Genomic DNA, 25,305 nt, shown 5'->3' on the forward strand with positions numbered 1-25,305 from the left:
GTACCCCTCAAATTCCGGCCAATTTACCAGCAACCAACAGGCATCTCCCCCGAGAGTCGGGTTTGCGGTAAGGGGAAGCTCCGGCCTTGGCCCGTCAGGACTTGAGTTTTGGGGGTAGAAGGAGTTACTCTGCCCCGCCTTTCACGGATCCATTCGTCCCATTCGAACCAGCTGATTGGAATTGAAGCATGTCGACTCACCGCCTAGACCCACTCATGAAGCCGCGCTCGATCGCCTACATTGGCGCCTCCGAGACCCCCGGATCCCCCGGACATGCCCTGATCTATCAGGTCAAGCGATACGGCTATGACGGAGCGATCTATCCCGTCAACCCGAAGTACGAGAGCATCCAGGGCGTCGATTGCTTTGCGTCGATCGGGGACATCCCCGAACCCGTCGATCTCGCGATCCTTGCCATTTCCAGCCAGCGGGTCGAACAACAGCTCGAGCAGGCGATCGCCGCCGGTGCACGCTCGGCCGTCATCTTCGACACCTGTTACGTGCCCGACGATCCCGACCGAACCATGCTGAAGCGGTTGCGCGACATGGCGCGAGAAGCGGACATGCCCGTCTGTGGCGGCAACGGCATGGGAATCATCAACGCGGCAGAAGGCGTTCATTCGACCTTCGACAACGTTCTCGATCACCACCGTTCCGGTGGCCAGGCCGCGTTCATTACGCACTCGGGCTCGGTCTTTGCGGAGTTCGGCCTGCATCACCCGCGTGTTCGCTTCAACATCGTGGTGAGCGCCGGCCAGGAGATCGGCGCCACGATGGATGAGTATCTCGACTACGCACTCGGAATCGACGGCATGCGTGCGGTGTGCCTCTTCGTCGAAACGGTTCGCAAGCCCCAGGCCTTCATCGCTGCGCTGGAGAAGGCCGACGCGATGGGAGTCGCCATCATCGCGTGCAAGGTCGGCCGCTCGGAGAAAGCCGCAGCCTTCGCCCAGACCCATTCGGGTGCATTGGTGGGGAACGATTCCGCCTATCAAGCCGTATTCGATCGTTACGGGGTTGTCCGGGTCCATTCACTCGATGAGATGGCGAATACCGTCTCCCTCTTCACCGCGGACCGGCAGGTCACGGCGGGTGGATTGTCGATGGTGATCGACTCTGGTGGCGAACGCGAACTGGTCGTCGACATCGCGGACGATATCGGTGTTCCCTTTGCGGAAATCAGCGATGACACCAAGGCGAAGATCGCAGAACGTCTGTTCTTCGCCCTCGAACCCGCAAATCCCCTCGACGCCTGGGGCAATGGTGGAAAAGAATGGAACGATGAGGTGGCGCATTACCTCACCGCACTGTCCGAGGACCCCGACACGGGTTTGACTGCACTGTCGGGCGAATTCGCGAATCACCACACTCTCGAAGACGAGTACGGTGCGTCTTTGCTCGCGGCCTACGAGAGCAGCGACAAGCCGATGATCCTGTTGCCCAACATCGCGGGAGCGGACTACGAGGGCATGGCCCGGGCGCTGACCGACAGGGGCATCCCTGTGCTCGACAGCACCGTGCACGCGATGAACGCCATCAAACACGCCTTCGCCTACCGCGACCGCCTGGCACGGCCAGCGCCACTGCCCGTTCCCACCTGCGACCCGGAAACCGTAGAGCGTTGGCGCGGGCGTCTCGCGACCGGCGAGGATCTCGACGAAGCCGCGGGATACGACCTGCTGCGCGACTTTTCCGTGGCGGCACCGAATTACCGCATCGCCGAAGACGAAGCATCTGCGGTCGCGGGCGCCGAGGCATTGGGTTATCCGGTCGTGCTCAAGACCGCCATGCCGGGCATTGCGCACAAGTCGGATGTGGGAGGCGTCAAGCTCGACATTCAGGACTCGGCCGCGCTGGCTGACGTCTACCGGGACATGAGCAAGCGCCTGGGCGGACGTGTGCTCGTCACCCCCATGATCAAGAGCGACGGTGTCGAAGTCGTGATGGGCATGGTGCGCGATTCCAACTTCGGCCCCATCGTGATGCTGGGTGCCGGAGGTGTCTTCGTCGAAATCATGAAGGATGTGCGGGTCATTCTGCCTCCCTTCGGTGTGGACGTAGCCGAGCGCGAGATTGACCGTCTGAAGATTCGCCCGCTTCTGGATGGCGCGCGGGGCCGGCCGGCGGTGGACATCAAGGCCCTGGCCGAGACGCTCAGCCATTTCTCGGCTCTCGTATTCGCCCTTGGCGACAGCATCCGCGAGATCGACGTAAACCCCCTGATCGTAGGTCCGGAGGGTTGCGTCGCCGTCGATGCGTTGGTGGTGCGCGGCTAGCTCAAGACCGTCCAGCAGAAAAGGACGCGCGGCAAGGGCCGGAGCCCCTGCCGCGCGTCGTCTCATGCCTGAGATTGCCTAGTGTACGTCGTCGAACCAACTTGGACAATGGACAGCTTGCTCCTGCTCCGGGCGTTCGGCGGGCTGATGCAGCAGTTGGCGACCTTGAAGATCGCCCTTCCTTGGCGGGAGATGTTGGAGGAGCGTGTACCCGAGGCGTTGCGGATGCAAGCAGCGAACTTCGAGCCGCCACCCCTGCCCGCGGCCATCCAGGCCAAGATCGACGGGCGGGACGCGCGCCCGTTGGCCCGTTCGCTCATCGTACAGGTACTCGATGGCGGCAAACAGAAAGTCAAACTGATCTTCCCAGCCGAAGTCGCCCTGGATCTCGAGAGCATCGTTCCCGACGACGTGCGGGAAATGATCCGCGAGGAAAACATTGACCTCACCGGATTGATCGATCAGGTGCGCGACACGGGAATCGCTCCGCAGGCATTGATTCAGCTGGAGCGCCCCCCGAAGACCTATCGAGTTTGGCTGGAGTAGTACGCCACGGGGGAAACCAGAGCCGCGAGTTGGCTGGTGCTACGCTTCGCGCATGATCGATCGCGACCTTGCAGAAAGCGATGAATCGGTCGTGCCGGTCGAACGAGCCAGGGAAGCCCGTGGGGATCTCCATGTAGTCACGGAGATTCTCCCATACCTGCGCCCCTACCTTGGCCGCATCATTCTCGCCCTGTTTCTGATCCTGGCTGCGAAGCTCACCAACCTGCTGATCCCTTTCGCACTCAAAGGCATCGTCGATCAGCTCAATGTCGAACCGAGCTTGCTGGTGCTACCGGTCGCATTGCTGCTGGCCTATGGCGCTGCACGCATCGGCGTCACGCTTTTTACCGAGCTGCGAGAGGTCGTGTTTGCCCGGGTGATGGCGCGGGCCTCGCGAGAAATTACGCTGCAGGTATTCCGGCATCTGCACGGTTTGAGTCTCAAGTTTCATCTCGGTCGCCGCACTGGGGGCGTTGCCCGAGATATCGAACGCGGCGGCACCGCCATTTCTGACCTGCTCGATTGGACGATCTACACCATTTTGCCTACCGCGCTCGAGGTGTTTCTCGTTACCGCGGTGCTGGTCTGGGCCTACGACTGGGGCTTCGCCTTCATTACGCTCGGAACGCTCACGGCATATTCTCTGTGGACATTTTCCATCACCGAATGGCGCACCCGTTTTTATCGCGCCGCGGTCGAAGCCGACACCCGCGCCAGCGAACGCGCGGTCGACTCCCTGCTCAACTACGAGACCGTCAAATACTTCAACAACGAGGCCCACGAAGCCACGCGCTACGACGAGAACCTGCGCCACCTCGAGAACGCCCGGGTCAAGGCGCAAACATCCCTGGCCGTGCTGAACCTCGGCCAGACCGCATTCATTGCAATTGGTGTCACGGCGATGATGTGGCGAGCTGCCGCAGGTGTGGCTGCCGGCGAACTCACGATCGGCGACCTGGTGCTGGTCAACGCCTATCTGCTGCAGTTGTCAGCACCCTTGTTCCTGCTCGGCATGGTGTATCGAGAAGTCAAACAGGCGCTGACCAACATGGAGCGCCTGTTCGGCTTGCTCGATGAGCGTCAGGACGTGCAAGATAAGGAAGGCGCCATTCCCCTCGACGTCGGTCGCCCAACCGTCAGCTTCAAAAATGTGCATTTTGGTTACGATGCGCGCCGGAAGATCTTGCACAGCGTCGACTTTCAGATTCCATCGGGGGGCACGATTGCAGTTGTCGGACATTCGGGCTCTGGAAAATCGACCCTGACCCGGCTTCTTTATCGCTTCTACGACGTCGACTCTGGCCATATCCTGATTGACGGTCGCGACGTACGCGATTACACGCAAGAGACGCTGCGCGCCGCCATTGCGATCGTTCCCCAAGATACCGTGCTGTTCAACGACACGATCTTCTACAACATTCTTTACGGCCGAACGGGGGCAAGCCGCAAAGAAGTCGAAGACGCCGCCCGGGCTGCTCACATTCACGACTTCATCATGACACTGCCCGACGGCTACGAGGCCGAGGTCGGCGAACGGGGTCTGAAGTTATCCGGCGGCGAGAAGCAGCGCGTGGCGATCGCACGCGCCCTGCTGAAAAACCCCGCTATCCTCATCTTCGACGAAGCTACCTCTGCGCTCGATTCACATTCGGAAAAATCGATTCAGGCAGAACTCGACCGCATCCAGATCGGCCGAACAACCCTCGTGATTGCCCATCGCCTTTCCACCGTCATGAACGCCGATCAAATTCTCGTGATGGACGAGGGACGCATCGTCGAACGCGGCCGGCACGCCGAATTACTCGGGGCAGACGGCTACTACGCCAAGATGTGGCAGTTGCAGCAAGAGGAACGGTCGGGATCAGACAACGGTGGATAAATCAGGTGGCCTCAATTTCCGCCGAGCCAGGCATCCTCTATCCTCGCCCCAGCTACAAATTACGCACTCGAGGCTAGCGTGAAGAAGCTTCCGTTCTACGACCTGTTCAATCGCAACATTGAAGCCGATTTGAATGACTACGTCCGCACTCATACGGAGGGCGAGGACTACATCGTCTGGAACGACTACCTGGTTCCCAATCACTTCGGAGACGCGGAGTCGGAGTACCAGGCAATCAGGAACAGCTGTGCGATTTTCGACGTGACACCGATCCGCAAGTACAGCATTCGTGGCGGCGATGCGGGCCAGTTCCTGGATCGGCTGGTCACGCGACCCGTCAGCCACTCCCCTTCGATGCGTGGGATCTACGTCGCGCTCTGCGACGAGAAGGGCATCCTGAAGGACGACGCCATCCTCTACAAGTTTGCCGATGACGACTACCTCATGATGCCGTCCGAAATCGATCACACCGCACACTTCGAGTCTGTGCGCCGGACGCTTGGCCTGGATGACGTGACGATCACGGACTGCAAGGAGTCGATGGCGGGGGTGTCACTCCAAGGTCCCCTTTCCGCGACCGTGCTGCATCGTTGGGGAATGGATGGCATCGAACATCTAAAACCCTTCGACGTGAAAGACTTCCCGTTGGGGAGCGGCAGCATCCGCATTTCGCGCATGGGCTTTACCGCCGATCTCGGCTACGAGTGCTGGTTCGCCCCGGATCTCTACGGGGTATTCGAAGCGGGCCTGCTGTCCGTGAGCAAAGAGATGGGGATCGACATTCTGGGCTATGGCGTCACGGCGATGGAGACGTGTCGAATTGAAGGAGGCTTCATTGTACCCGGCTGGGATTGCGCGACGGAGCTCGACCCCTCGCCGAGCAGGGAGCGCACACCCTACGAGCTGGCCCTCGGCTGGTTGGTGAAATTGAAGGCGGCCGACTTCGTCGGCCGGGACGCACTGCGTGAGAGGAAGGAGAGTGGGCACCGATTCGCGCTCCGGAGCTTCGCAATCGAAACTCGCAAGCCACCCGATGAGGATGGGACGCTCCACACGTCAATAGACGGAGAAACGGTCGAGATCGGCACGATGCCCTGCCACAGCTATTCCTGGGGCATGGAGCGCATGATCGGCAACGCGTCCATTCAACTCCAATACGCCGACCTCGAGGAGGCGTGGACCGTGATCGATGGAGAGCGGCTCGACGTTGTATTGAAGAACGGACCGTTGATCGACCTTCCACGCCGCACCCAGCTTCCGGCGCCGCTGCACGAAGTGATGGAAACTTCGTAGTGGAAGAAGCGGAACGGAAAGGAGCCAGCGTGCTCATGGATCAGACGATCAAAGATTTTTATCAAAAAAACGGAGCGGCGTTATTGAGAGGCGTCTTCTCCCCCGAACAACTCGAACTCCTGGCTCGCGGTATCGAAAAAAATGTCGCAGAGCCTTCGCCAACATCCTTTTCTCGCTTCGAGGGTGAGGATGGGCGAGGCGTATTCACCCTCGACTACGGATGCCATCGTTGGATCCCGGAGTACATCGAGTTCGCGGCGACGTCCAGGCTTTCGGAACTTGCGGCCGAGTTGCTGCAGTCGAAACGCGTGTGTTTTTTTGACGACAGTTATTTCATCAAACAGGCGGGCTCAGAAATCAAGGTCCCATGGCACCACGACTTCACGTACTACGAAATCGAAGGGGACATCCTGGTCGCCTGGATCCCCCTCGATTCCCACGGCGAACACGAGACACTGCGGCTGGTTGCGGGCTCGCACCGCTGGGGAAAGCGATTTCCTCCCGTTGAATTCGAGTCGCATCGAGATCCCGCTTCAGCAGGGGTCGTGCCGAAATCCTACGATCCGATTCCCGATATCGATGCAGGGGATTACGAGATTCTCTCCTGGGAGGTAGAACCCGGAGACTGTGTTTTCTTCAACGGCCTCACCCTGCACAGCAGTCGAGGCAACCCAACGCAGTCCGAGCAGCGCCGCTTCAACTGCCGCTTCGTCGATGAATCCGCCGTCTATGTGCCGAATCCCGATTTTCCCCTTGGAGACGGAAAAGCGAATGCCAACGTGCAACCTGGGCAGCGGCTGTCCGAAGACCCGGAACACTTTCCTGTTCTTTGGCAGGCAGACACAAATGATTGATCAGTGCACGGCCGAAAAAAGCTGAACGGGGCCCCGGCCCCTAGCCTCGGCACCTGCGTCCTTGCGATTAGGCCCCCCCAACGGGGTAGCGGCGGCCTCTGCCAGTACCCCCTATACTCCCGCCGCTTCCTGGAATCTCCTCTGCGAGGAGACAGCGGAGCACCGGCCAACAGGTGTGAATAATGCACCTGCGCAGCACATGCGGGCCGGATCCATAATGGACGTAAATACAGAACATGACAGCCCGCTGATCGGGCAAGGAGATCTACATGGCGCGTTCGCTCAAAAAGTCGAATGAACAATTCAAACGAGCGATCAAATCGATGCCCCTCGGGGTTACCTCCAATTTCCGTTATTGGGGTGAAGACGAGACCATTTACATCAAGCGCGGCAAAGGCGGCCGTGTCTGGGATATCGACGACAACCAATACATTGACTATCGGCTCGGCTACGGCCCGGCCATCCTCGGTTACGCCGACGAGCGGGTCGACGCCGCGGTGCGCGAGGGAATGGAAATCGGTGGCGTCTTCGCCCTGGCGACGGAGATGGAAGCCCTGGTCGCCGAGCGCATCATCAAGATGGTGCCCGCCGCAGAACTGGTCCGATACTGCGTGAGTGGAACCGAGGCGGTGATGGCCGCACTGCGGACCGCACGAGGCTACACGGGCAAGGATAGTTACATCATGGTCGAGGGCGGCTACCACGGGATGTTCGATTCCGTGATGTGGTACCTCGAAATTGAGGAAGACGGCGAACCGGAGGTCGTTCCCACCGGAAAGGGGATTCCCCAGCACCTCAAGGCGCTCTTGAACATGGTTCCGATGAACGATGCCAACAAGCTCGAAGACCTGCTCAAGGCCAAGGGCGACCAGATTGGCGCGTTCTTGATCGAGCCCATTCTGGGCAACGCCGGTGGCATTACCGCCAACGCCCAGTACGTGAAGGATGCACGCGAGCTGTGTACCCGCCACGACGTCATCATGATCGTCGACGAGGTAAAGACCGGGTTCCGGGTCGCTCGCGGTGGCGTGCAGGAATGGATGGGCGTGGAAGCAGATCTCTGCACCTATGCCAAGGCCGTCGCGAATGGTTATCCCATCTCGGTCCTGGCGGGTAAAGAAGAGATCATGCGCACGATCGGCAATGGCGTCACCCACGGCGGCACCTACACGGCGCACTCCGTATCGATCTGTGCGGCGAACAAGACTCTCGAGATTCTCGACGAGACCGACGCGCTGGCGAACATCGAGGCCTACGGCCTCAAGATGCAGGAAGGCATGACCAAGATCCTGAATGCGAGGAGCATCGAGCACGTCTTCGTAGGACATGCCTCGATGGGAGGTCTCTTCTTCACCGAGGAACAACCGACCGACTATCGCGATTGGAAGAAGACGGACAACACGCTCTACGAGGCGCTCGCCGAGGAGATGCTCGAGCACGGAGTCATGATCGAGCCCGACTCCCGCGAACCCTTCTTCCTCTGCGAATCCCACGACGAAGCGTGCCTGAAGGAGACTCTCGAAGGATTCGAGCTCGGTCTCGACGGAGCGTTGAAGAAACTCGGTCGTAGCTAGAGCGAAAGAAAGCAACACCGAGCGTGAATTGAAAGGCGGGGCCCAGTCATGGGTCCCGCCTTTTTCTATTTCGTCTAGCAGCCTGCTGGTGGCCTGGGTCGGACTCAATTGCGTCGAGCCGGTCGCTATATCAATATTGGGCGATATGGAATCCCGCACATCGCTACCGGACTCCGACTCGAAACGCGGGAATTTTGCCGTTCACGCCGCTCTGCTCTTTGCCGTCGCACTGGTCTTTGCGCCCGTCGTCCTCCATCCAACGGATGTCATCTATAGCCCGCGCTCCGACGTACTGTCCCAGCATCACCCCTTTCGCACGCTTCAGGTCGAATCACTCCACGAGCGCGGACGGCCTCAGCTCTGGAACAGCACGTCCTTTGGCGGCATGCCGCTCGTCGGAGATCCCCAGGCCGGCATTTTCTATCCGATGAATTGGCTCCACGCGCTGGCGCCTTCCGATGGAAGTCACGCTTGGTTTGGCTGGAACATCATCCTGCATTTGATTCTCGGCGGCTGGGGCATGCTCGCGTGGTTGAAGGGGCACGGCTTCGACCTCTGGGCCCGACTCGCGGGCGCGTTCACCTTTTCATTCGCGGGAAAATGGCTGCTCCACATCGCGGTCCCAGGACACATCATCTTTCTTCCCCTGGCCTGGATCCCTTGGCAGTGTTTCTTCATCGATCGGATTCTGCGCCGCCCCGAACCCCGAGATTGTATTGGCTTTGCTCTCGTGACCGCGTTTGCAATCACGGGGTTTCATCCCCAGCTGCTTCTTTATTCTCAACTCCTGGTACTGGGCTATGGCCTGCGGGGCTGCATCCTTCTCTGGCGGAGTCGAGACACCCAGCGGGTAGATGCGTCGAGACTCAAGGCACCGCTGGTCCTTGTGGGTTCGGGCTGCCTCGCCCTCGTGCTCTGCGCAGCACACCTGCTTCCCATCGTCGACCACATGACCTACTACGTTCGCGGCGAGGGCATCCCCTACTCTGTCGCCGCAAACTACGCGATCACAAGGGAATTGCTCCAGAACCTGTTGCTGCCAGAGCAAGGCCCCCTGCCGAATTGGGAAGCGTCAATCTACCTGGGCATCGCCGCCCTCGTGCTGGGTGGCTTTGCGCTGTGGCACCGCCCCCGACGTAACGCCCTGCTCTACTGTCTCGGTTCAGTGATTTTCTGTCTCTGGTACGCCACCGGGGGACCCGGTGGCCTGCATCGACTGATGCACGATTGGCTTCCAGGCTTTTCACTGTTTCGCTTTCCGAATCGCATGTTGCTCCTGATCGGTTTTCCGCTCGCCTATTTGGTCGCGGCGGGAACCGAGACCCTGCTCCGGGCTCCGATCCGACGGGGCCTGGCGGCGGCGGCGATCACACCGGCGATTGCGGCGCTGGTACTGGTTGCAATCGTCCAGACCCCAGCGGCCCTGTTCACCGCCCTCGCTCTTTGCCTCCCCGGCATTGCGCTTGCGATCCGTGCGTGGGGGCCCGCCGCCCTCGCCGCGCCACTGTTGGTCTTTGGACTCCTGATTGATCAAGCTCGCTATGTCATTCCGCTGATACACACCATGCCGATCGAGGAAGCCTTGGGAGACCACCCACTTGTTTCACGTTTGGCCGCGCCCCTCGGACACCAACGCGTGCTCTCGATCAATCGAAGAGTTCGCGCCGATCTGAGCCCCTTGCCCGTGACCTACATCACGCCTGCGGGAATCGAGGGCATGCGAGGCTTCAATCCCCTGGTTCCAGTCTCGACGCATCGACTGCTCCGCGAAGGGGTTGGGGGAATGGAACCCTCCCGGAAGACCTCGACCACCGTCGATTCCTTTCCCCTGCGGCACCGCACTCCGCTGGACCTCTTCAACATTCGCTGGGTAATCTCGGTGGCCCCGATCCAACTCGAAGGACTCGTGCTTCGCGATCGCTTCCCCGATCTATCCGTCTATCTCTTTGAGTTGCCAAGAGCGATGTTCGAATTCAACGAAGTGCTTCTTTATGAAAACACCCGGGCCCTCCCCCGCGCTGGCCTGATCCCGCGAGCGCGGCAGGTTGCGAATCAGGACCAGGCGCTCGAACAACTCAGGAGCGTTGACCCGCGACGCGAAGTGCTGATCGAAGACCAGGACTGGACGACAATCTACCCGGATCCCTTTCGCGCCATCGAGGTCGAGCACTCGGGCGATCGAATCCGGCTCGACTTCGATGCCGGAGACGGGGGTTATCTGCTGATCAGCGAGTTGTGGTACCCGGGCTGGCGAGCGCGGGTCGACGGTCAGATTCGCGAACTCGAGCGCGCCAATGGCTTCTTCCTGGCTTTGGAGATGGGTTCGGGGCATCACGAGGTCATTCTCGAGTATTGGCCAGGCTCCCTCAGTGTCGGCCTGTGGATCAGCGCATTGGGTCTCGTGTTACTCCTCGCGCTAGCCGGGGCGGATCAGATGTTGCCCACTCGTCGCAAAGCCAGAGGAATCGCACCCGACAAAGTCGTTGCTCCATAGACAGCCATGTTCTTGAAAGCGGCCCTCTCGGGTGTGAATAGATAGAAGTGCCTCGTCCTTCGCACTGACTCATCCCGCGACTCGGACAAGTCCACTCCATCGCCTTCCGAATAAGGCAAATCAATGGCAGACAGCACTGTCGGATAGATATCTGCAAGTTGGGAATCGAACGCGGAATACCGCAGGGGTCCCTTCGCGCCGGGGAGCTTGACCATCAACAAAGCGCGAGCACGCGAAATCACCTGCTCCTTGTCCCAGTTCCGGAATGGAGGGGCTTGCACATTCGTCCCTTCCGGATACTCAAATCCCCCATCCTCAGTGATCATGCCCGCCCAACCAGCCCCGTGATCCCCATGAAAAACGATGACTGATTTGTCGTAGCGATCCAGGCGCTTGAGAAGAGCGATGAGCTCTCGCAACAAGTTTCCCGTACAGATTGTTTGTTCGTAGTAGGCCCACTTGGCATTTTCATGCTTACCGCGAAGCTCGCACCCCGCGCCGATGACATACGGAGCATGAGGAATTAACACCTGCGCGAGCACGTATTCGCCATGGCTTGCACGTTCACCTTCGTCGTCGATGAGTTTGCGCAGCATCAATACGCCGGAAAAAGGTTCGATCCCCGCGGAAATGGTCAGGGGCACGATCTCCTTTTTGCCTCCGTCATCATTGACGAATGCCTGCACTGCCGTGCCGAACTCCATACCGAGAAGCAGTGCATTGTTGGTGACGAAATTCGGCGCCAGCCTTGCGCTCCACAACCTGACGAAATCGACGATTTGTGGGTGTCGTACTTTCGTTTTCTGTCTCACCAGATCATGGGCATCATCGACTTGATCGAAGCCCGAGGTATCGATCGTGCTTTTCTTTCCGTAGAAACTCAAATAGTAGCCGTCGCCCCGCAACGCGGCGGGCAGCCCGTCGGCCGCCCGATCCAACCATTTGTCGTAGCGCCCGCGGCGATAAATTGTGCCGGTCAAGTAGCTCGCTACAGAGGCACCCGTGAAGGGATAATTGGAAATATTGTTTTCGTACAATACGAATCCGTCGAATTCTTTTTCCCTCGCATCGGCCTTCAGATAGCGCCGGAAGTAATCCGTCTGCATCGCGTCCAGGTGAATATGATAAACGTTGGGGCGCTCACTCTGTTCATCAAGCAGCCTATCCACCCGCCCGATCCCCTGCGTACTTTGAATCGACAGCAAGAACAAGAGCAGACCCGACAACAATCCGATGACCGAAAGCTGGTCGGGCCAATTCGCTTCACGGGCCAGTGCTCGAAGGAAGACCGCCGTAATGACGACTGCGATGACGATTTCAATCACGGTGTATAGGAGGGGCTCGTCACTGCGCAGGGCTTGACCATCCAATACACCCAGCTGTACCGGGGCGAAGACATCGCTTGCAAGAATGATCAGGCCCACCAGGAACATGCAATTGGCGACCACTGGACCCTTGCTACCCAGAAACGGATAGAGCGCAGCCGCAATGGCGACGGTCAACAACCATGCACCGCCGGACAACATGAGGGGGAGCATGTCACCGCCCCACTCACCGCGGTTGAAGTAGTACAACATGCCCGGAACGACGAGGAACACCGCCGTGGGCAGCATGGAAACTCGACTCAGGTAGCCGAACAGTGTCATCAATGGGCGCGACGAATCTCTCGTGATCGAATCCTTCATCTATTCAGGCTCGACGATCGCAGAAGAGTGATAGGCCTCCAGGAGATAGGCGGCGAGCATTTCGGCCTCTCTGCGATTCACGCCCAGGGCCGGCATGGTCGCGTTCTTGGAGTCGAAGCGCGGCTCCATGACGTGCTCGGTGATCCAACGACGAATGCGCTCGTCGCCGTCCGCAGCCAGCACCGACTTGCGCGCGTCTCGAAATCCGTCGTCGTCGGGGCTCCAACTGGCGAGCTTCTGGGTGTACTCAGCGGTTCCGATCCTTGCGTGGAGCCGCGGGATCAGATCCTTCGGATCCAGGGCAGGCGCTCGCTTGCCGCCCCTGCCCCGGAAACTGTGGCAGCCGAGGCAGCGGCGTTGCTTGATGACAGCGAGGCCCGTGCGCGGAGCCCCCAAGATTTCCGGTGCCGGGTTCTTCGGGTCGTAGCGCATCCGATAGATCGACACCGGGCCGGGTTTGCCGTCGCTGAAGAGCGGCGCAAAGAAGATTTCATCTTTCCCGACTGCCAGCGCGTTGAGGCACTGTTGGTCGGTTCCGATGTACTCGACCACCGTTCGCTCGGGGGTCGTCACCCGGGTACGGTCGGGGTCGAATCCGAGCCAGGTAACAGCCGGGTACTCACCCTCAATCAGGATCTCGGGAGGCCCCGTGCGCGCGAGCAAGAAGCCCTCTCCGAGTCCCGCAGGCGCGAAGGAAGTATTGCGCTCGAGGTAACCCATCTGTCCCATCCCGCGTGCGGGGGAGAGGACCGCGAGTGCGTTCAATCCGATCGATGCATCGGATCCGTCATAGAGGTAGTCCATCCCCTTGTGTGCTTCGACGATCCGGTCGACCCCTGGACCGTTGTCCCCCACGAAGATACGCCCGTCAATTTCGACCATCCCAAACGGGTTGCGGAGCCCGAGGGTGTGGATCAATGACGCAGCGCCCTTGTCGTCGTGAAATGGATTTTCCGGATGCGGCTTACCGTCGAGCGTCAGGCACAGCACTTTGCCGAAGAGCGAGCGTTTATTGCGGGAACGCCTGCTCATCTCACCGTCTCCGACGCCAACGTAGAGCTTGTCTCCATCTACGAGGCACGCTCCGATCTGATGCCCGTTCGGATTGCGGGTGAAATTCGATCTCCCGCTTCGCAGGGCGTCAGTGAACATCATGCTGCCCGTCGGCTTCAGCGAAAACGTATGGGGCTTGGTTTCGAAGCGAATGATGTTGTTGTATCGGCGCTTCGACTTTGCCTGGTAGGCGAAGGTCGCGAAGATATAGCCAGTTGCAGGGTCGAGGGTGATTCCTGTCAGTCCCATGGCGCCTGCGGCTTTCGGAAGATCGACCGGCATCTCGAGTTCGAAGAAGTCCTTCGCGAAATCATGCACCGATCCGTCGTTGGTGACGACGCGAATGGTTCCTGCAAGTTCGGTCACGAAGAGGAAGGGGTCCTCCGGCTCTGGTCCCGGCTCGGGAACGATCGCGATCATGACGGGCAGGACGAAGTCGGTCGCAAAAACCTCGAGCGAAATACCTGGACGAACAGCCCACTCCGTGCGACTGTCCGCGAGGGCCATCGCCGAACTCAGTGCAAGCACGAAAGCTACGATCGCGGTCGCGAGACGACGCTTCATGCGGGTATCTCCTGAGTTCGCAGGACTGTCTGAACGGATGACGCTCACTCTATAGAGCCAACTCGGCACGGTCAAGATCGAACAGAGGGCCCGGCGAGGAGACTGGGCGTCTTGCGATCACACGAAGCGATCCGCTGGTTACGCGAACCATTCGGTTGCGGAGCAACGCGCTCGATTCGATTCGTGGGATCAACTTGCCGATTGGATGTATCAGTTCGCGGATGCGATGCATCAAGAACGGCAGCGCGTAATATTGGTACGCGGGCTCTACGCTGACAACCTCGAGGCCGGCAGTCTCGAGCAGGCGCCTGATGGTTGAAGGCGAGTAATAGGATACGTGCTCGGGCAGTTTGAATGAGACCCAGCGTCTACCCGAGATTCGTGCCAGCGCGCTCTCAATGTTCGGTGTAACGAGTGCAATCACTCCGCCCTCATTCAGGCGGTCGACAAGATCGGCCATGAAAACGTGCGGCTCGGGGATATGTTCGATCACGTGGGATGAGAAGATGAGATCGAAGCGCCGGTCTCGCAGCTCGGCGACATCATTGATCGCGCCATGAAAGACGCGGCCTGGCAGGATCTGTGCGGCCCGCTCCACTGCCTCGCGTGAAAAGTCAATGCCGATCGCGTCGTAGCCCGCTGCCAAGGCTCCATCAACGAACCAACCAAAGCCACAGCCGACATCGAGCGCCGAAGCCCCGGCCGCTAGATAAGGGGATAGTGAGCGGAGGTCCTCGGCGAAAGTGGCTCGGTACTCACGCTCCTGGTCAGCGTAATCCGAATAGCCGATCGCGCCCGTTCCTGCGAAATAACCGTCAGCGTATAAGTTGATTGTCGTCTCGGTCGAAGGCAGGGGATCGAGCTGGCTCAGTCCGCAGGCCTGGCAAGTGCGGATCTCGTATTCACCGAACGAGTGGCGATGAGAAAGCACCTCCTCCCCGCACAACATGCAACTCAAGACTGGGAGCCCTCTTGTTTTTGTGAGTCCTGCATCTGGTAGTGCCCCAGATAGTAGTGGAATGGGAGGCGCAGAACGGAGAGCAGCATGAGTGGGGCATCCCGCATGAGCGATACGTTCGAATTTTCATCGCGCACGAGCTTCACGGGTACCTTTTTCATGTCGAAGTTGTTCTTGAAAGCGAGGTAGACGAGTTCGACGTCGAACGCAAAACCGTCGATACGGCTCTGTGAAAAAAGGTAGTGGGCCGCGTCCGCACGAAACCCCTTGAACCCACACTGCGTATCGCGTATTCCGGTGACGACGATCCGACTCACGAACTCGGAAAAAATTGCGCTGGCCACGCGCCGGATGAAGGAGGGCCGCAGGATACTCTGGGCCTCAGCAAGTGATCGCGTCCCCAGGCAGAGATCGAATTCTTTGCGATCCAGCGCGTCGAGCATGATGGACATTGCCGAAAGCGCATAGGGGATGTCCGCATCGATGAAAAAAATGAATTCTCCCCGCGCAGCCTGAATTCCGGTTCTGACCGCCGCACCCTTTCCGCAATTTAGAGCGTGGGTGAGAACCTTTACACGGCCGTCGAAGCGAGCAGCAATCTCGGAGGTTCCGTCGTCGGATCCGTCGTCGACGAGGATGACCTCATACGGCGCAGCTTCGGGAATTTCCCGATCAAGGAAATCAAATAGCGTGCGCAGCGATGAATCCAGGTAGGCCGAACCGTTCAGACAGGGCAGGACGACTGTCGTTCGACAACCCGATTCAGGCTGGTGTGCGGTTGCGGCATTGGGAGCGCTGGAATCGACGGGCACCAACAAAGCCTGCGGGTCGCTATCCAGTTTGTCAAATTGCGAGGGGGTTGAAGAACCGACCATTGGACTCCCGAAAGTTGCTAGCGGCCAGCAGCTCAATCGAGCGTGGGCTAGCCTAGCCCGATGAGCGAACTGCTATTGGCCTGGCCGCGCTTGCCCGTCGGAATTGCGCTCGCCGTGGCTCTAGCCGCCGGTTTGATTGCTCGGTTCGCGGGTTCATCGCCTTCCCTGGCGAATGGACATGAAAAAATCAGCGCCGCCGCGACGGCAAAACCACCCTGGCCCGACATCGCGAGTCCTCATTGGCACTTCGCGACCGGCGCGCTGCTCGTCATCACGTGGCTGGTCGTAACCACCAGCTACGACGACTACGGCTACAACATCGACGAGATCTTTCAGGCTCCCTTGGGCGTGGAAATCGCCGATTGGTACTTACGCGGGCTCTCGCCGCAAGGGAGTTTCGACGAGTTCGTGCCCAGGGTAGATGCCATGGCCTACTACGGAGGCTTCTTCGAGTTGCCTGCGGAAATGGCGGCACGCGTTTCGCCACTCGATCGCACTTCAACCCGACATCTCGTCACCGCCTGGCTGGGTGTGGTGGGTCTTGGCGCCGTTGCCTGGCTCGGCTGTCTGCTGCACAGCCGAGCCGCCGGGTTCTTGAGCGCGTTGCTGCTGGCCCTGACGCCGCGTTTCTATGGCCATTTCTTTGCCAACCCGAAGGACCTCCCGTTTGCAGTTTTCTCGACATTCATGTTGCTGGCCATTTGCGGCGCGCTGTCCTCGCTGCCGCGTCTATCCATGGGACGCATACTCGCATTGGGGGTCGCGATCGGTGCTTGTATGGGAATTCGCGTAGCCGGCGTCATCAACTTTGCCTTTCTCGGGCTCGGGATGACATGGTGGCTCGGCAAAGCCCTCGTGGATAAAGAGAGCGAGGCGACCTCGAATTTGAAGCGCGAACTGATGATCGTCATCGGCTGCGCGATCGCAGTGGCCGTGGTGGCATGGGGCGTGATGCTTGTCGGGTGGCCATGGGCACAGTTTTCTCCGCTGTTGCGGCCGCTTCAAGCACTCGGATTCTTTGGCGACATTGCGCAGGAACTCAATGTCGACTTTTCGGTGTTGTTCGACGGCAGCACCCACCTGCTCAGCCGTGTGCCCGCCCGCTACAGCGTGCAGTGGTTGGCAATCAGCGCGCCGGAGTTCTGGTTGCTGGCGCCGGTGACGATCTGGGCACTGGTGCAATGGGCGCGCCGACGTTCACCGGGCTGGCCCAAGCCAAGGGAGATGGCATGGGTTGTGGTTGCCGTGTCGGTGGTCGCGCCACTGGCCGCAACGGTTCTATTGGGTGTGATTCAATTCGACGGGATCCGCCACTTCCTCTTTCTGTTGCCACCGCTGACCGTGATGCTCGCCGCTTCGTTGGTAGAGTTTCTCGCTGGGCGCCACGGGTTGAGCCTGCGTGTTGCGACGCTGGCCGCTTTGGTTGCGCTGGCGCTGCTCACGTTGCTCGATATGCGCGCACTACACCCCTACCAGTATGTGTATTTCAACCGAAGCGTCGCGGGCGGGCTACCCGGCGCTGCCGAGCGCTACGAAACGGACTACCTGGGTTTGAGTTATCGCGAGGGCATGCGACAACTCTTTGCTCTTCGGGGCGGGGACGAAGGAGCGTCGTCCGGACAAAAAATTTCCGTATCCGCGTGCCAGGGGATGCATGCCACGATGGTGGATGCTCTCGATCATATCCCAGGGAGCGAAGCTGACTTCGTGGCAAGTCGCCCAATCTGGCGTCCCGATATCGTGCTGGCATTCACACGAACCAACTGTCATCGCCGTCATGCTGGGCGCGTACTCGGCACGGTCGAGCGAATGGGTGTCCCCCTGCTCTATTTGATGGAGCAGTCGAAGACGCGCACACCCAGGCGCTGAGCAATGCCCTACTGTGGTTCCATCGCTGTCGCGGCTCCGGCCCGAAGCTGCTCGATTCGCTCGAGGGTTTTCGCGGCTTCCGGTAAATGGAACCATGCTGCACGGGCGGCATAAATGCTGGCCCGCTCGAGTTCGCCTCGATCGGCGAGGATCCCCGCGAGATCGTTCGCCGCGGTAGCTGCGTGCGGGTGGGCGTCGAGCAAGCGCTCGAGACGCTGGGCGGCCTCGTCGGGGTCGGTCTCTCGCACGAGTGCGACCGCCGCGAATGCGGTTGTCGCATCCTCTGGGTCGGCGGCGAGGGCGCGGTCATAGAGGCTCAGTGCCCGGGGCGTATCCCCCGCCGCCGTGGCGAGGACGGCCAGACCCTCGAGGGCTCGCCAGTTCGCAGCGTCCAGTTCCAGCGCCCGCTCGTAGCTCGCGCGTGCCTGATCGGGCTGTGCCGCGGCGTAGAGCGCGCGGCCGTGTAGTTCGTGGAAGATCGAATCGTCGGGATAAGCGGCCAGCGCCACTTCGATTTGGCCCATGATCTTTTTGTGTTGGCCGAGCATCTCGAGTTGTTCGATGAGAACCCGGAACGCAATCGAGTTTGCTGAATCTGTCAGATCGAGACCCGCCGCTTCGACAACCCCCACCGCTTGTTCGGTGGCGCCAGCTTCGGCCCAAATCGACGCCCGCTCGGCGACGGCAACGGCGGCCTGACCGGGTATCTTGCTCAAACGCGCAAGCTTTTTATCGACGAGCTTGGATAGAGCAAGAGCGTGGGCGCTGCGGATGTTTACGAGCAATGCTTCAGGATCTTGATAATGCGCCGGAGTCTGCAGGTATTTGCCGGAGACCTGAAGGGCCCCCTTGAGACTACCTTGGGATGCGTAGAGCTTCGCCAGTGCGAGTCCGGCAGCGCTGCTGCCGGGAGAGGCTCGAAACGACTCGCGATAGTGGGAGATCGCTTGCTTGAACTCGCCGACGCCCTCGGCGGCCTGCCCGGCCAGGAATCGTCCAACTGCGTTCTCCGGCCACAATTCAATCCCGGTCTCGAAGGCCGCAAGCGCGTCCCGGGAGTTGCCCTCGGCGAGGAAGATGCGGCCAAGAATCAGGCTCTGAAACTTGGGCTGTTCCAGTTGGTTGGCAACTTCGCGAGCTTTCTCGAACTGCTCGGCCTGCACGAGGGTGTCGGCGTAGGCGAAACTGAGGCGCGGCGATCCCGGGCTGAGGGACAGCGCGTTTTCGAAAGCATCGATCGCCTTGTCAAAGCGTCCGCGCTGCACGTAGTCGTCAGCAACGGCGAACCAAGCCTCGGTCGAATGTTGCGTCTCGGCCTTTTCGAGCAGGAGTTGTTCCTTTGTCCCCAAAATACCGAGGGCGTCCATCCGCCGTGTAAGGGTTGTGCGGAAGGGGCCGGTGCTCAACTCGTTCGAGGCGCGCTCGAGGACCTCGGTGGCGCGCTCAGATTTTTGGATCCGATCGTAGAAGGCAACGATCTCCGTGACGGCGGCGGCCTCGGTGGGGAATTGTTTGGCGCAATCGGCGTAGTGCTTCTCGGCCTTTTCCATTTCGCCGCGCTCGGCCGTGAACGAGGCGCGGGCGACACAGAGTCTTGCGAGCATCCGGCTTGCGATGTCATTTTCGGAGGCGTCGAAGCTCGCTTGGGCGGCATCGAGGGATGCACCGGCCTCTTCAATTCGATGCAGCGCAATCAGCGCCGTCACTCGAGTTACGAGCACCGCGAGATTGGTAGGGTGCAGCTCGAGCACTCGCTCGATGTTCGCGAGCGATACCTCGATTTCGCGTGTCGATCGGTGGGCATCCGCCAACAGTGCCGAGGCGTTCAGGTTGTTGGGCTCGATCTCCAGGACCTTTTCGATCTCCTCGACCGCATCGAGCGAGGTTCCACTCGCGAGGATTGCCCGGGTCATCAGCATGCCGGCCTCGACCGCGTAATCGGGAAACTCGGCGGCCTTGCGAAGCGGCCACACGGCGAGTCCGGCATTGCCCGTCCGCAGCAGCGCCTTGCCGAGCAGCAGACTTGCTTCGGTATGCGAAGGATCTTCGCGGACGATCTGCCGCAGCAAACCGATGGTCTGCTCGAAATGGCCAGCGTCCTGCAGTTTTCGAACTTCCGGCATGGGGTCGCTCGGACCGCACGCAAGCGCGAGCAGCAGCAGTAGTTGGAGGCTGGCGCGCACCACTGGGGACATGTTGATTCGTTCTCCCTGCTTTCATGCTGCCACACCAACATCTACAACAACACCTATAACAAAACTTACAACAACACCATCAGCCTCTGGAACATTCGTGACCGGGTGATTCCGGTCATGGGTCGGGTAGACTGAGTCGATGGACCCCGCGACAGAGACGCTTCTCCGCTTCGCTACCAGCCTGATCTGCCTTCTCCTCATCGCGGTGAGCCTTCGCGCAAAGTTCCCCCCGTCCGACTGGCGTGCAAAAACCATCGCGGTCACGGCCGCCGCCCTCGCGCTGCTGACCTTCTACAATTTCGGCGCGGTTCGGCACTACCAGGGAGACGGCTTCGTCAACTACCACGAGCACTTTCACTATTACCTCGGCGCGAAGTACTTCTCCGAACTCGGCTACGACGGTCTCTACGCAGCTTCTCTTGCGGCGCATCGAGAGAGTCTGCCGAACACAGCCCTTCCGAAGTGGGTCAGGGATCTCCGCACCAACACATTGGTATTGAGCGAAGACCACATGGTGTACGCGGACAGCATTGCGGCGCGCTTTACGCCGGAACGCTGGCAGCAATTCGTGAGTGACCGCAATCGCATTCACCGCTTCGCCCCAGCCAAAGTCAATAGAGCAATCCACAAGGATCACGGCTTCAACCCGACCCCGACCTGGGTGTCGGTCGCCCGCTTGATCACCGCGCTCGTGACACCGGGACCGATGGGGTCCGGGATCCTCTGCTTGCTCGACATCGTCCTCGCGTCGCTGATGTTTGTCCTGATCGGCAGAACCTATGGTTCGCGTGTCCTGTGCGCGAGTTTGGTTGTTTTTGGTCTGGGCTTCGGATGGCGTTACGTCTATGTCGGCGCGCTGATGCGCCTGGACTGGCTCGTCGCTGTGGTTTCAGCTTTCTGCATGCTCGAACGCAAGCGGCCAGCGCTCGCCGGGATGATGCTCGGCTACGCCACCGCGACCAGACTCTTTCCGGCACTCCTGCTCGCCGGCCCCGCCCTGCTCGCGCTGAAGGCCTGGCGGCGACGAGAGCGACCCGAGTGGCCGCTTCAGCTCTTCGGAGCATTCGCAGCGACCGTTGCGCTCGGTCTGCTCGCCGGCACCTTGTCGGGCCGTGGCTTCGCAGGCTGGTCTGAATTCGTGGACAACATGCGGATGCACGTAGCCCTCGTATCGCCCATGACCTTTGACCTGAACACGGCTCTGCACATCGATCCCCTGGCGCTCACCCGCGCTCTGGTCACGCTCACCCCGATGCCCGGGTCGAGCCTTCCGGCCATGGTCGAGCGACACGGGCTCGTTCTACCTGCACTCAGGCTCGGATTCATCGTTCTCTTTTGTCTTGCGGCGTGGCGCGCCAGCCTGGTCGAATCCGCCGTGCTGGGACTTGCGCTGATCTTCGCGTTGACTCCGGTTACCTCGTATTACTGGGTCGTACTTCTCGCGCTGCCACTGCTACCGGGACGACTCGCACCGTTGGTGCCCGTCATATTTGCGGCGTTCCTCTACGGCCACGAGGTCATGAGCGGCCCTTTCAGACTGGTGGACGAACGTCGCTACGCGATCTCTTTGTGCCTGGCGCTCTTCTTCGCGCTGTGGCTTGGCCGACGAGCCAGCCAGGCTTTCTGGCCGCGGCAGTAGAGGCCTCGCTGACAATGGCGTCAAGTTGAACCATGCACTGGGTCGATGTAGCGTTTGGCGCTTCATGACAACCCAGCGCAGCGAAAGAAGCGAGCCATGGAGTCGTCGAACCATTCAGGCTCGGGCCCCCTTGGAGCGCGCTCAGATCATGATGAGGTCGCGCCCGAGGTGATGCGCTTTCGGTATTGGCTCGCAGGAGTGCTCGCCGCCGCCGCTGGTGTCCGGGGCGTACTTCTATTCCAGACCCTCAGTCGTCCGGAACTCCGGGACATGCGACTACTCGACTCGCGGGTCTATGACCAGATGGCCGCGCAGATCACTGCGGGCGACCTGCTCGCGGGGAGCGAGGCCTTCGGCCTCGGCCCCCTCTACGCCTACTTTGTCGCCCTGCTCCGCTGGATCGGCCCAGACGGACCGGGCTGCATCTACGCCGTGCAACAATTGCTCGGTCTCGCCAGCGTTGCACTGGTCGCGCTAATCGCCAGGCGCTGTTGCGGCCCGGGCGCGGGGATCGCGGCGGCGGCGTTGATCGCGTTCTACGGCGCCATGGGGATGTTCGAGGTCAAGCTCATGAGTTCGACCTTTGCGACATTCTTGTGTGTTGCGAGCCTTGCCCTGCTGTTGTTTGCTCACGATCGACGTTGGACAGTCGGTGCAGTAATTCCAGGTCTGTTGCTCGGTGCGGCGTGTCTGACTCGACCCAATACTCTGCTCTTTGCTCCACTCGCCATCGGTTGGTGGCTATGGGCTCAGCGCGAGCACACCCCGCGCAACACCAATGCCGGGCAGACCCGTGTGGCGCTCGCGGGGGCACTCGCCCTGTGCTGCGGGATCGTTCTGGCCATCGCCCCCGCCACCCTGCGCAACTACTGGGTGACCGGCGAGATTACGCTGATCTCGTCCCAGGCCGGGGTTACATTTTTTGATGGCAACAACCCCAAGGCCCGCGGGCTCTACGCTCGGGCTGACGTGATCAGCGGCAACCCACTCACCCAGGCCGCGGATCAGCGGCAGGTCGCCGAGCAGGCGGCCGGCCGTTCCCTCACCCAGGCCGGCGTCAGTCGCTACTGGTTCGGGCGCGGTCTCGCGCACCTCACGGACGATCCCATTCGCGCCGTCGGCCTGATCGCCCTCAAGCTGCGCTTCTGGCTGTCGAGCGATGAGGTTCCCGTCGACTACTCCCTGCCCGCGGAGCGCGAGCTGACGCCAGCGCTCTGGTTCGCACCCGTTCCCTTCGGGTTGATCCTGGCGTTCGCCTTCTTGGGACTTCGCAGCCCGCGCTGGCGCGAGCCGCCCCAGGTCCTTCTGTATCTATTCACCCTCGCCAATCTGTCGTCGGTTCTGATCTTTTACTTTGCGTCCCGCTACCGCCTGCCCGCGGTCCCGGTCCTGGCTGTGCTAGCGGGCTGCGGCGCCATGGAGATCGTTGCGCTCGTGCGGCGTTCGCGCCTCGAGTTGATCGCCTGGCTGCTTCCGGCGGTTCTGATCGCAGCACTGTCGCTCCACTCGTGGACCGACGACCTGCGCCAATCGGCGGCGTCTCAGTTCTTCAACTACGGAAACATCTATCGCCGGCAGCAAGAGCCCGCGCTAGCGATCGCGAGCTACAAGCGGGCTCTGCCTGGACTCGGCCACATGGCGAAGCTCCACATCAACATGGCGGGTGCATACAGTTCGCTGGACAAGCACGAGGATGCGGTCCGCCACCTCGAACTCGCGCTCAATATCCGACCCAAAGCGCCAGGGGTGCGACGCTCACTTCAAGCCGAGCGGGCGAAGTTAGATCTGCCCCCGGCTGGTAGACAAACTCGTTGAGCCGCAATTCAGCCAGTTACCATGCAGGTGAAGGAGCAAGAGCGCGAATATCCCCAGCAAGAAATGATGGTAGTTGCAAAACGACACCTTCGAGAATAGAAAGAAGAATGCGAATAGCGAAGCCGTGGCAATGAGCGGATCGCCCCGCCCCCAGCTGATCCAAACACATAACAAGCCACCCAATACAGCTGTTATCAACGTGGGGCCGCTACCCCGTGCGCTGATCAGTCCTTCACGCGCCCAGTGCACGGTCAGACTGAACGAATCCATGCGGGGCTTCACATTGAGAAGATTCCCCACGGTAGAATCGTAAATTGCCTGGGCGTCGAGAATGATGAATGGGATAAAGAGGAGCCCTGCGGTCACTGTTGCACCGAAGATCAGGGTCTTTCGCTGCTGCCAGGTGGTGTCGCGCAGTACGGCCAGCCCGAGGAAGACCGAGAAGACGACGCCATACTGCTTTACCGCCGGCGCGAGCACGAGCAGGACCCCGAGCAGAAGGAACCGTCGCTCGCGAAAAGCCACATAGCTGGCGATCAACATGAAGATCAATGCGGCATCGACCCAGCTCTGCTCCAGCACAAAGAATGTCATGGGCAGACTCATGAACACCATGGGCAGCGCGAATTGTCGCGAGGATCCCAGCAAACTGCGCGAAATTCGAACGAGCAGCGCCAGCGACAGAATTGAAGTCAGCACGTATTCCCAGCGAATCTCTCCGGTGAGTCGCCACGACAGTGCATTCCCATACAGCGTGCCCGGCCAATACGGAAACACCGGCGTATAGCTGTAGCGGCCGCGGTAGATATCCGGGTAGATGTGGCTGTAGGGATTGGTTCCATTCCAGAGAAGCTCCGACGCTTCTTGACCCATTGTCCAGACGTCGATGTGTGGCGTTGGCGAACCCAAGATCACCGCGCCCGAGCCCAGCAAAAAGATGACGAATAGCGCAACCACCGGCGCCAGTGGCAGATTGAGCGGGCCGCCCCGGCGCCATGCTGCCCACAGCATTGCCGCAGCCGTGATGGCGAGGGACAGCAAAATGCCGTTGCTCAATAGCTGGCGAGCAAGATCATGCTTGAAATACATCACACCAGGGTTTTTGAACTGCAACCATAGTTGCATCAGGATCCCGAGCGAGATCACGACGATGGCCGGAAGACCGAGGGGCAGGCCCCGGCGGCAGACCCGCATACCGATGACAGTAATCAGGAAGAGTCCCACGCAGCCCGCGTAGTAGACGACCCAGGGGTGGTAGCGACCGCGCGTGGCGAACAGAAACCAGCTGGCTGCAAAGAAGCTGCCCCAGGCGATCACGGATGCCAGGTGATCGCGCACCCCAGCCTCGAGGATCGTGTCAGGTTCAGCGGAAGCGTCGGTGTCCATTGCTAGCCATCGCTAGCACGCCACCAGAAAGCTGGCCACTGCACCCTTCGTACTTTCAGGCTACCGCTCTTGGCCGGGGGGAGGACTTTCTACCCTCGGTACTCGCTCGAGCAGCTCGATACCAAAGCGGCGGCTGACCAGGGGTTTGGCGCCGAGGGTTACCGCGCTCACATAGTTGCTCTGGATCCAGGCCCAGACGAGTTTGCCGTAGTCGCGCCCGAAAAATAGCATTCCGTATTCGCGCGTGGGTCGGTGCACGATGGCGATCCAGTCGGGCGGCGTCGCCCGCAGCGCGTCAAGAATTTGATCCTCGCCGAAGACCGCGAACTCGGGTGGCACGAAGTTCATGT

The 25,305-nt window shown here is 60.4% G+C and carries 17 protein-coding genes; 10 read left to right on the forward strand and 7 right to left on the reverse strand.

Annotated features, from left to right (window positions below; genetic code table 11):
- The first annotated feature begins 188 nt into the window (after positions 1-188).
- From IH881_11960 to IH881_11990, 7 genes are all read left to right on the forward strand, one after another.
- The gene (locus IH881_11960) at positions 189-2,276 is read left to right on the forward strand and encodes an acetate--CoA ligase family protein (protein ID MCH7868403.1); all 2,088 of its coding nucleotides are present in this window, start codon (positions 189-191) and stop codon (positions 2,274-2,276) included.
- Positions 2,277-2,384: 108 nt separating this feature from the next.
- Positions 2,385-2,822 (forward strand): hypothetical protein, encoded by a 438-nt coding sequence (locus tag IH881_11965; GenBank protein ID MCH7868404.1) that lies wholly within the window; start codon positions 2,385-2,387, stop codon positions 2,820-2,822.
- A 52-nt stretch (positions 2,823-2,874) separates the two neighbouring features.
- On the forward strand, positions 2,875-4,701 hold the full coding sequence (locus IH881_11970; protein MCH7868405.1) for an ABC transporter ATP-binding protein/permease: 1,827 nt from the start codon (positions 2,875-2,877) through the stop codon (positions 4,699-4,701).
- Positions 4,702-4,779: 78 nt separating this feature from the next.
- Positions 4,780-5,994 (forward strand): aminomethyl transferase family protein, encoded by a 1,215-nt coding sequence (locus tag IH881_11975; protein ID MCH7868406.1) that lies wholly within the window; start codon positions 4,780-4,782, stop codon positions 5,992-5,994.
- The gene (locus IH881_11980; protein MCH7868407.1) at positions 5,994-6,848 is read left to right on the forward strand and encodes a phytanoyl-CoA dioxygenase family protein; all 855 of its coding nucleotides are present in this window, start codon (positions 5,994-5,996) and stop codon (positions 6,846-6,848) included. Before IH881_11975 ends, IH881_11980 begins: the two co-directional genes overlap by 1 nt.
- A gap of 269 nt (positions 6,849-7,117) precedes the next feature.
- On the forward strand, positions 7,118-8,422 hold the full coding sequence (locus IH881_11985) for an aminotransferase class III-fold pyridoxal phosphate-dependent enzyme (protein MCH7868408.1): 1,305 nt from the start codon (positions 7,118-7,120) through the stop codon (positions 8,420-8,422).
- A gap of 145 nt (positions 8,423-8,567) precedes the next feature.
- Positions 8,568-10,916 (forward strand): YfhO family protein, encoded by a 2,349-nt coding sequence (locus IH881_11990; GenBank protein ID MCH7868409.1) that lies wholly within the window; start codon positions 8,568-8,570, stop codon positions 10,914-10,916.
- On the opposite strand, the gene IH881_11995 is transcribed toward IH881_11990, so the two are convergent.
- The 4 genes from IH881_11995 to IH881_12010 are packed head-to-tail and all read right to left on the reverse strand — an operon-like array spanning position 10,853 to position 16,051.
- Entirely contained in the window at positions 10,853-12,601 is a 1,749-nt protein-coding gene (locus tag IH881_11995; GenBank protein ID MCH7868410.1) for a hypothetical protein, read from the reverse strand. The two genes, IH881_11990 and IH881_11995, sit on opposite strands and share 64 nt — an antisense overlap.
- Positions 12,602-14,218 (reverse strand): PQQ-dependent sugar dehydrogenase, encoded by a 1,617-nt coding sequence (locus IH881_12000; protein MCH7868411.1) that lies wholly within the window; start codon positions 14,216-14,218, stop codon positions 12,602-12,604.
- A 49-nt stretch (positions 14,219-14,267) separates the two neighbouring features.
- Complete coding sequence (locus IH881_12005; GenBank protein MCH7868412.1) at positions 14,268-15,149, reverse strand: class I SAM-dependent methyltransferase; 882 nt, start codon at positions 15,147-15,149, stop codon at positions 14,268-14,270.
- 23 nt (positions 15,150-15,172) lie between these two features.
- Positions 15,173-16,051, reverse strand: a complete 879-nt coding sequence (locus IH881_12010) for a glycosyltransferase (GenBank protein ID MCH7868413.1) — start codon at positions 16,049-16,051, stop codon at positions 15,173-15,175.
- A gap of 60 nt (positions 16,052-16,111) precedes the next feature.
- On the opposite strand from IH881_12010, the gene IH881_12015 reads away from it, so the two are divergent.
- Positions 16,112-17,920: a hypothetical protein gene (locus IH881_12015; GenBank protein MCH7868414.1), complete on the forward strand. Its 1,809-nt coding sequence runs from the start codon at positions 16,112-16,114 to the stop codon at positions 17,918-17,920.
- 8 nt (positions 17,921-17,928) lie between these two features.
- Here the strand turns inward: IH881_12015 and IH881_12020 are convergent, their stop codons facing one another.
- The gene (locus tag IH881_12020) at positions 17,929-20,115 is read right to left on the reverse strand and encodes a tetratricopeptide repeat protein (protein ID MCH7868415.1); all 2,187 of its coding nucleotides are present in this window, start codon (positions 20,113-20,115) and stop codon (positions 17,929-17,931) included.
- Positions 20,116-20,254: 139 nt separating this feature from the next.
- Between IH881_12020 and IH881_12025 the strand changes: the two genes are divergently transcribed.
- Positions 20,255-21,754 carry a hypothetical protein gene (locus IH881_12025; GenBank protein ID MCH7868416.1) on the forward strand — a complete coding sequence of 500 codons (1,500 nt, stop codon included), beginning with the start codon at positions 20,255-20,257 and terminating at the stop codon, positions 21,752-21,754.
- A gap of 96 nt (positions 21,755-21,850) precedes the next feature.
- Positions 21,851-23,569, forward strand: a complete 1,719-nt coding sequence (locus IH881_12030; GenBank protein ID MCH7868417.1) for a glycosyltransferase family 39 protein — start codon at positions 21,851-21,853, stop codon at positions 23,567-23,569.
- Here IH881_12030 and IH881_12035 read toward each other — a convergent pair.
- Together IH881_12035 and IH881_12040 are read right to left on the reverse strand one after the other, a co-directional pair.
- Complete coding sequence (locus IH881_12035) at positions 23,534-24,955, reverse strand: DUF2029 domain-containing protein (GenBank protein ID MCH7868418.1); 1,422 nt, start codon at positions 24,953-24,955, stop codon at positions 23,534-23,536. The genes IH881_12030 and IH881_12035 overlap by 36 nt on opposite strands.
- 60 nt (positions 24,956-25,015) lie before the next feature.
- Positions 25,016-25,305 (reverse strand): hypothetical protein (locus IH881_12040; protein MCH7868419.1); only part of this gene is annotated, 290 nt, incomplete at its 5' end.

The sequence above is a fragment of the Myxococcales bacterium genome (assembly GCA_022563535.1).
Classification (GTDB): Bacteria; Myxococcota_A; UBA9160; order UBA9160; family UBA4427; genus DUBZ01.

Excerpts from the sequence above, each read along its gene's own strand:
- IH881_11960 (MCH7868403.1), top strand. The coding sequence starts at position 189 with ATGTCGACTCACCGCCTAGACCCACTCATGAAGCCGCGCTCGATCGCC.
- IH881_11965 (MCH7868404.1), top strand. The coding sequence starts at position 2,385 with ATGGACAGCTTGCTCCTGCTCCGGGCGTTCGGCGGGCTGATGCAGCAG.
- IH881_11970 (MCH7868405.1), top strand. The coding sequence starts at position 2,875 with ATGATCGATCGCGACCTTGCAGAAAGCGATGAATCGGTCGTGCCGGTC.
- IH881_11985 (MCH7868408.1), top strand. The coding sequence starts at position 7,118 with ATGGCGCGTTCGCTCAAAAAGTCGAATGAACAATTCAAACGAGCGATC.
- IH881_11990 (MCH7868409.1), top strand. The coding sequence starts at position 8,568 with ATGGAATCCCGCACATCGCTACCGGACTCCGACTCGAAACGCGGGAAT.
- IH881_11995 (MCH7868410.1), bottom strand. The coding sequence starts at position 12,601 with ATGAAGGATTCGATCACGAGAGATTCGTCGCGCCCATTGATGACACTG.
- IH881_12000 (MCH7868411.1), bottom strand. The coding sequence starts at position 14,218 with ATGAAGCGTCGTCTCGCGACCGCGATCGTAGCTTTCGTGCTTGCACTG.
- IH881_12010 (MCH7868413.1), bottom strand. The coding sequence starts at position 16,051 with ATGGTCGGTTCTTCAACCCCCTCGCAATTTGACAAACTGGATAGCGAC.
- IH881_12015 (MCH7868414.1), top strand. The coding sequence starts at position 16,112 with ATGAGCGAACTGCTATTGGCCTGGCCGCGCTTGCCCGTCGGAATTGCG.
- IH881_12020 (MCH7868415.1), bottom strand. The coding sequence starts at position 20,115 with ATGTCCCCAGTGGTGCGCGCCAGCCTCCAACTACTGCTGCTGCTCGCG.
- IH881_12025 (MCH7868416.1), top strand. The coding sequence starts at position 20,255 with ATGGACCCCGCGACAGAGACGCTTCTCCGCTTCGCTACCAGCCTGATC.
- IH881_12030 (MCH7868417.1), top strand. The coding sequence starts at position 21,851 with ATGGAGTCGTCGAACCATTCAGGCTCGGGCCCCCTTGGAGCGCGCTCA.
- IH881_12035 (MCH7868418.1), bottom strand. The coding sequence starts at position 24,955 with ATGGACACCGACGCTTCCGCTGAACCTGACACGATCCTCGAGGCTGGG.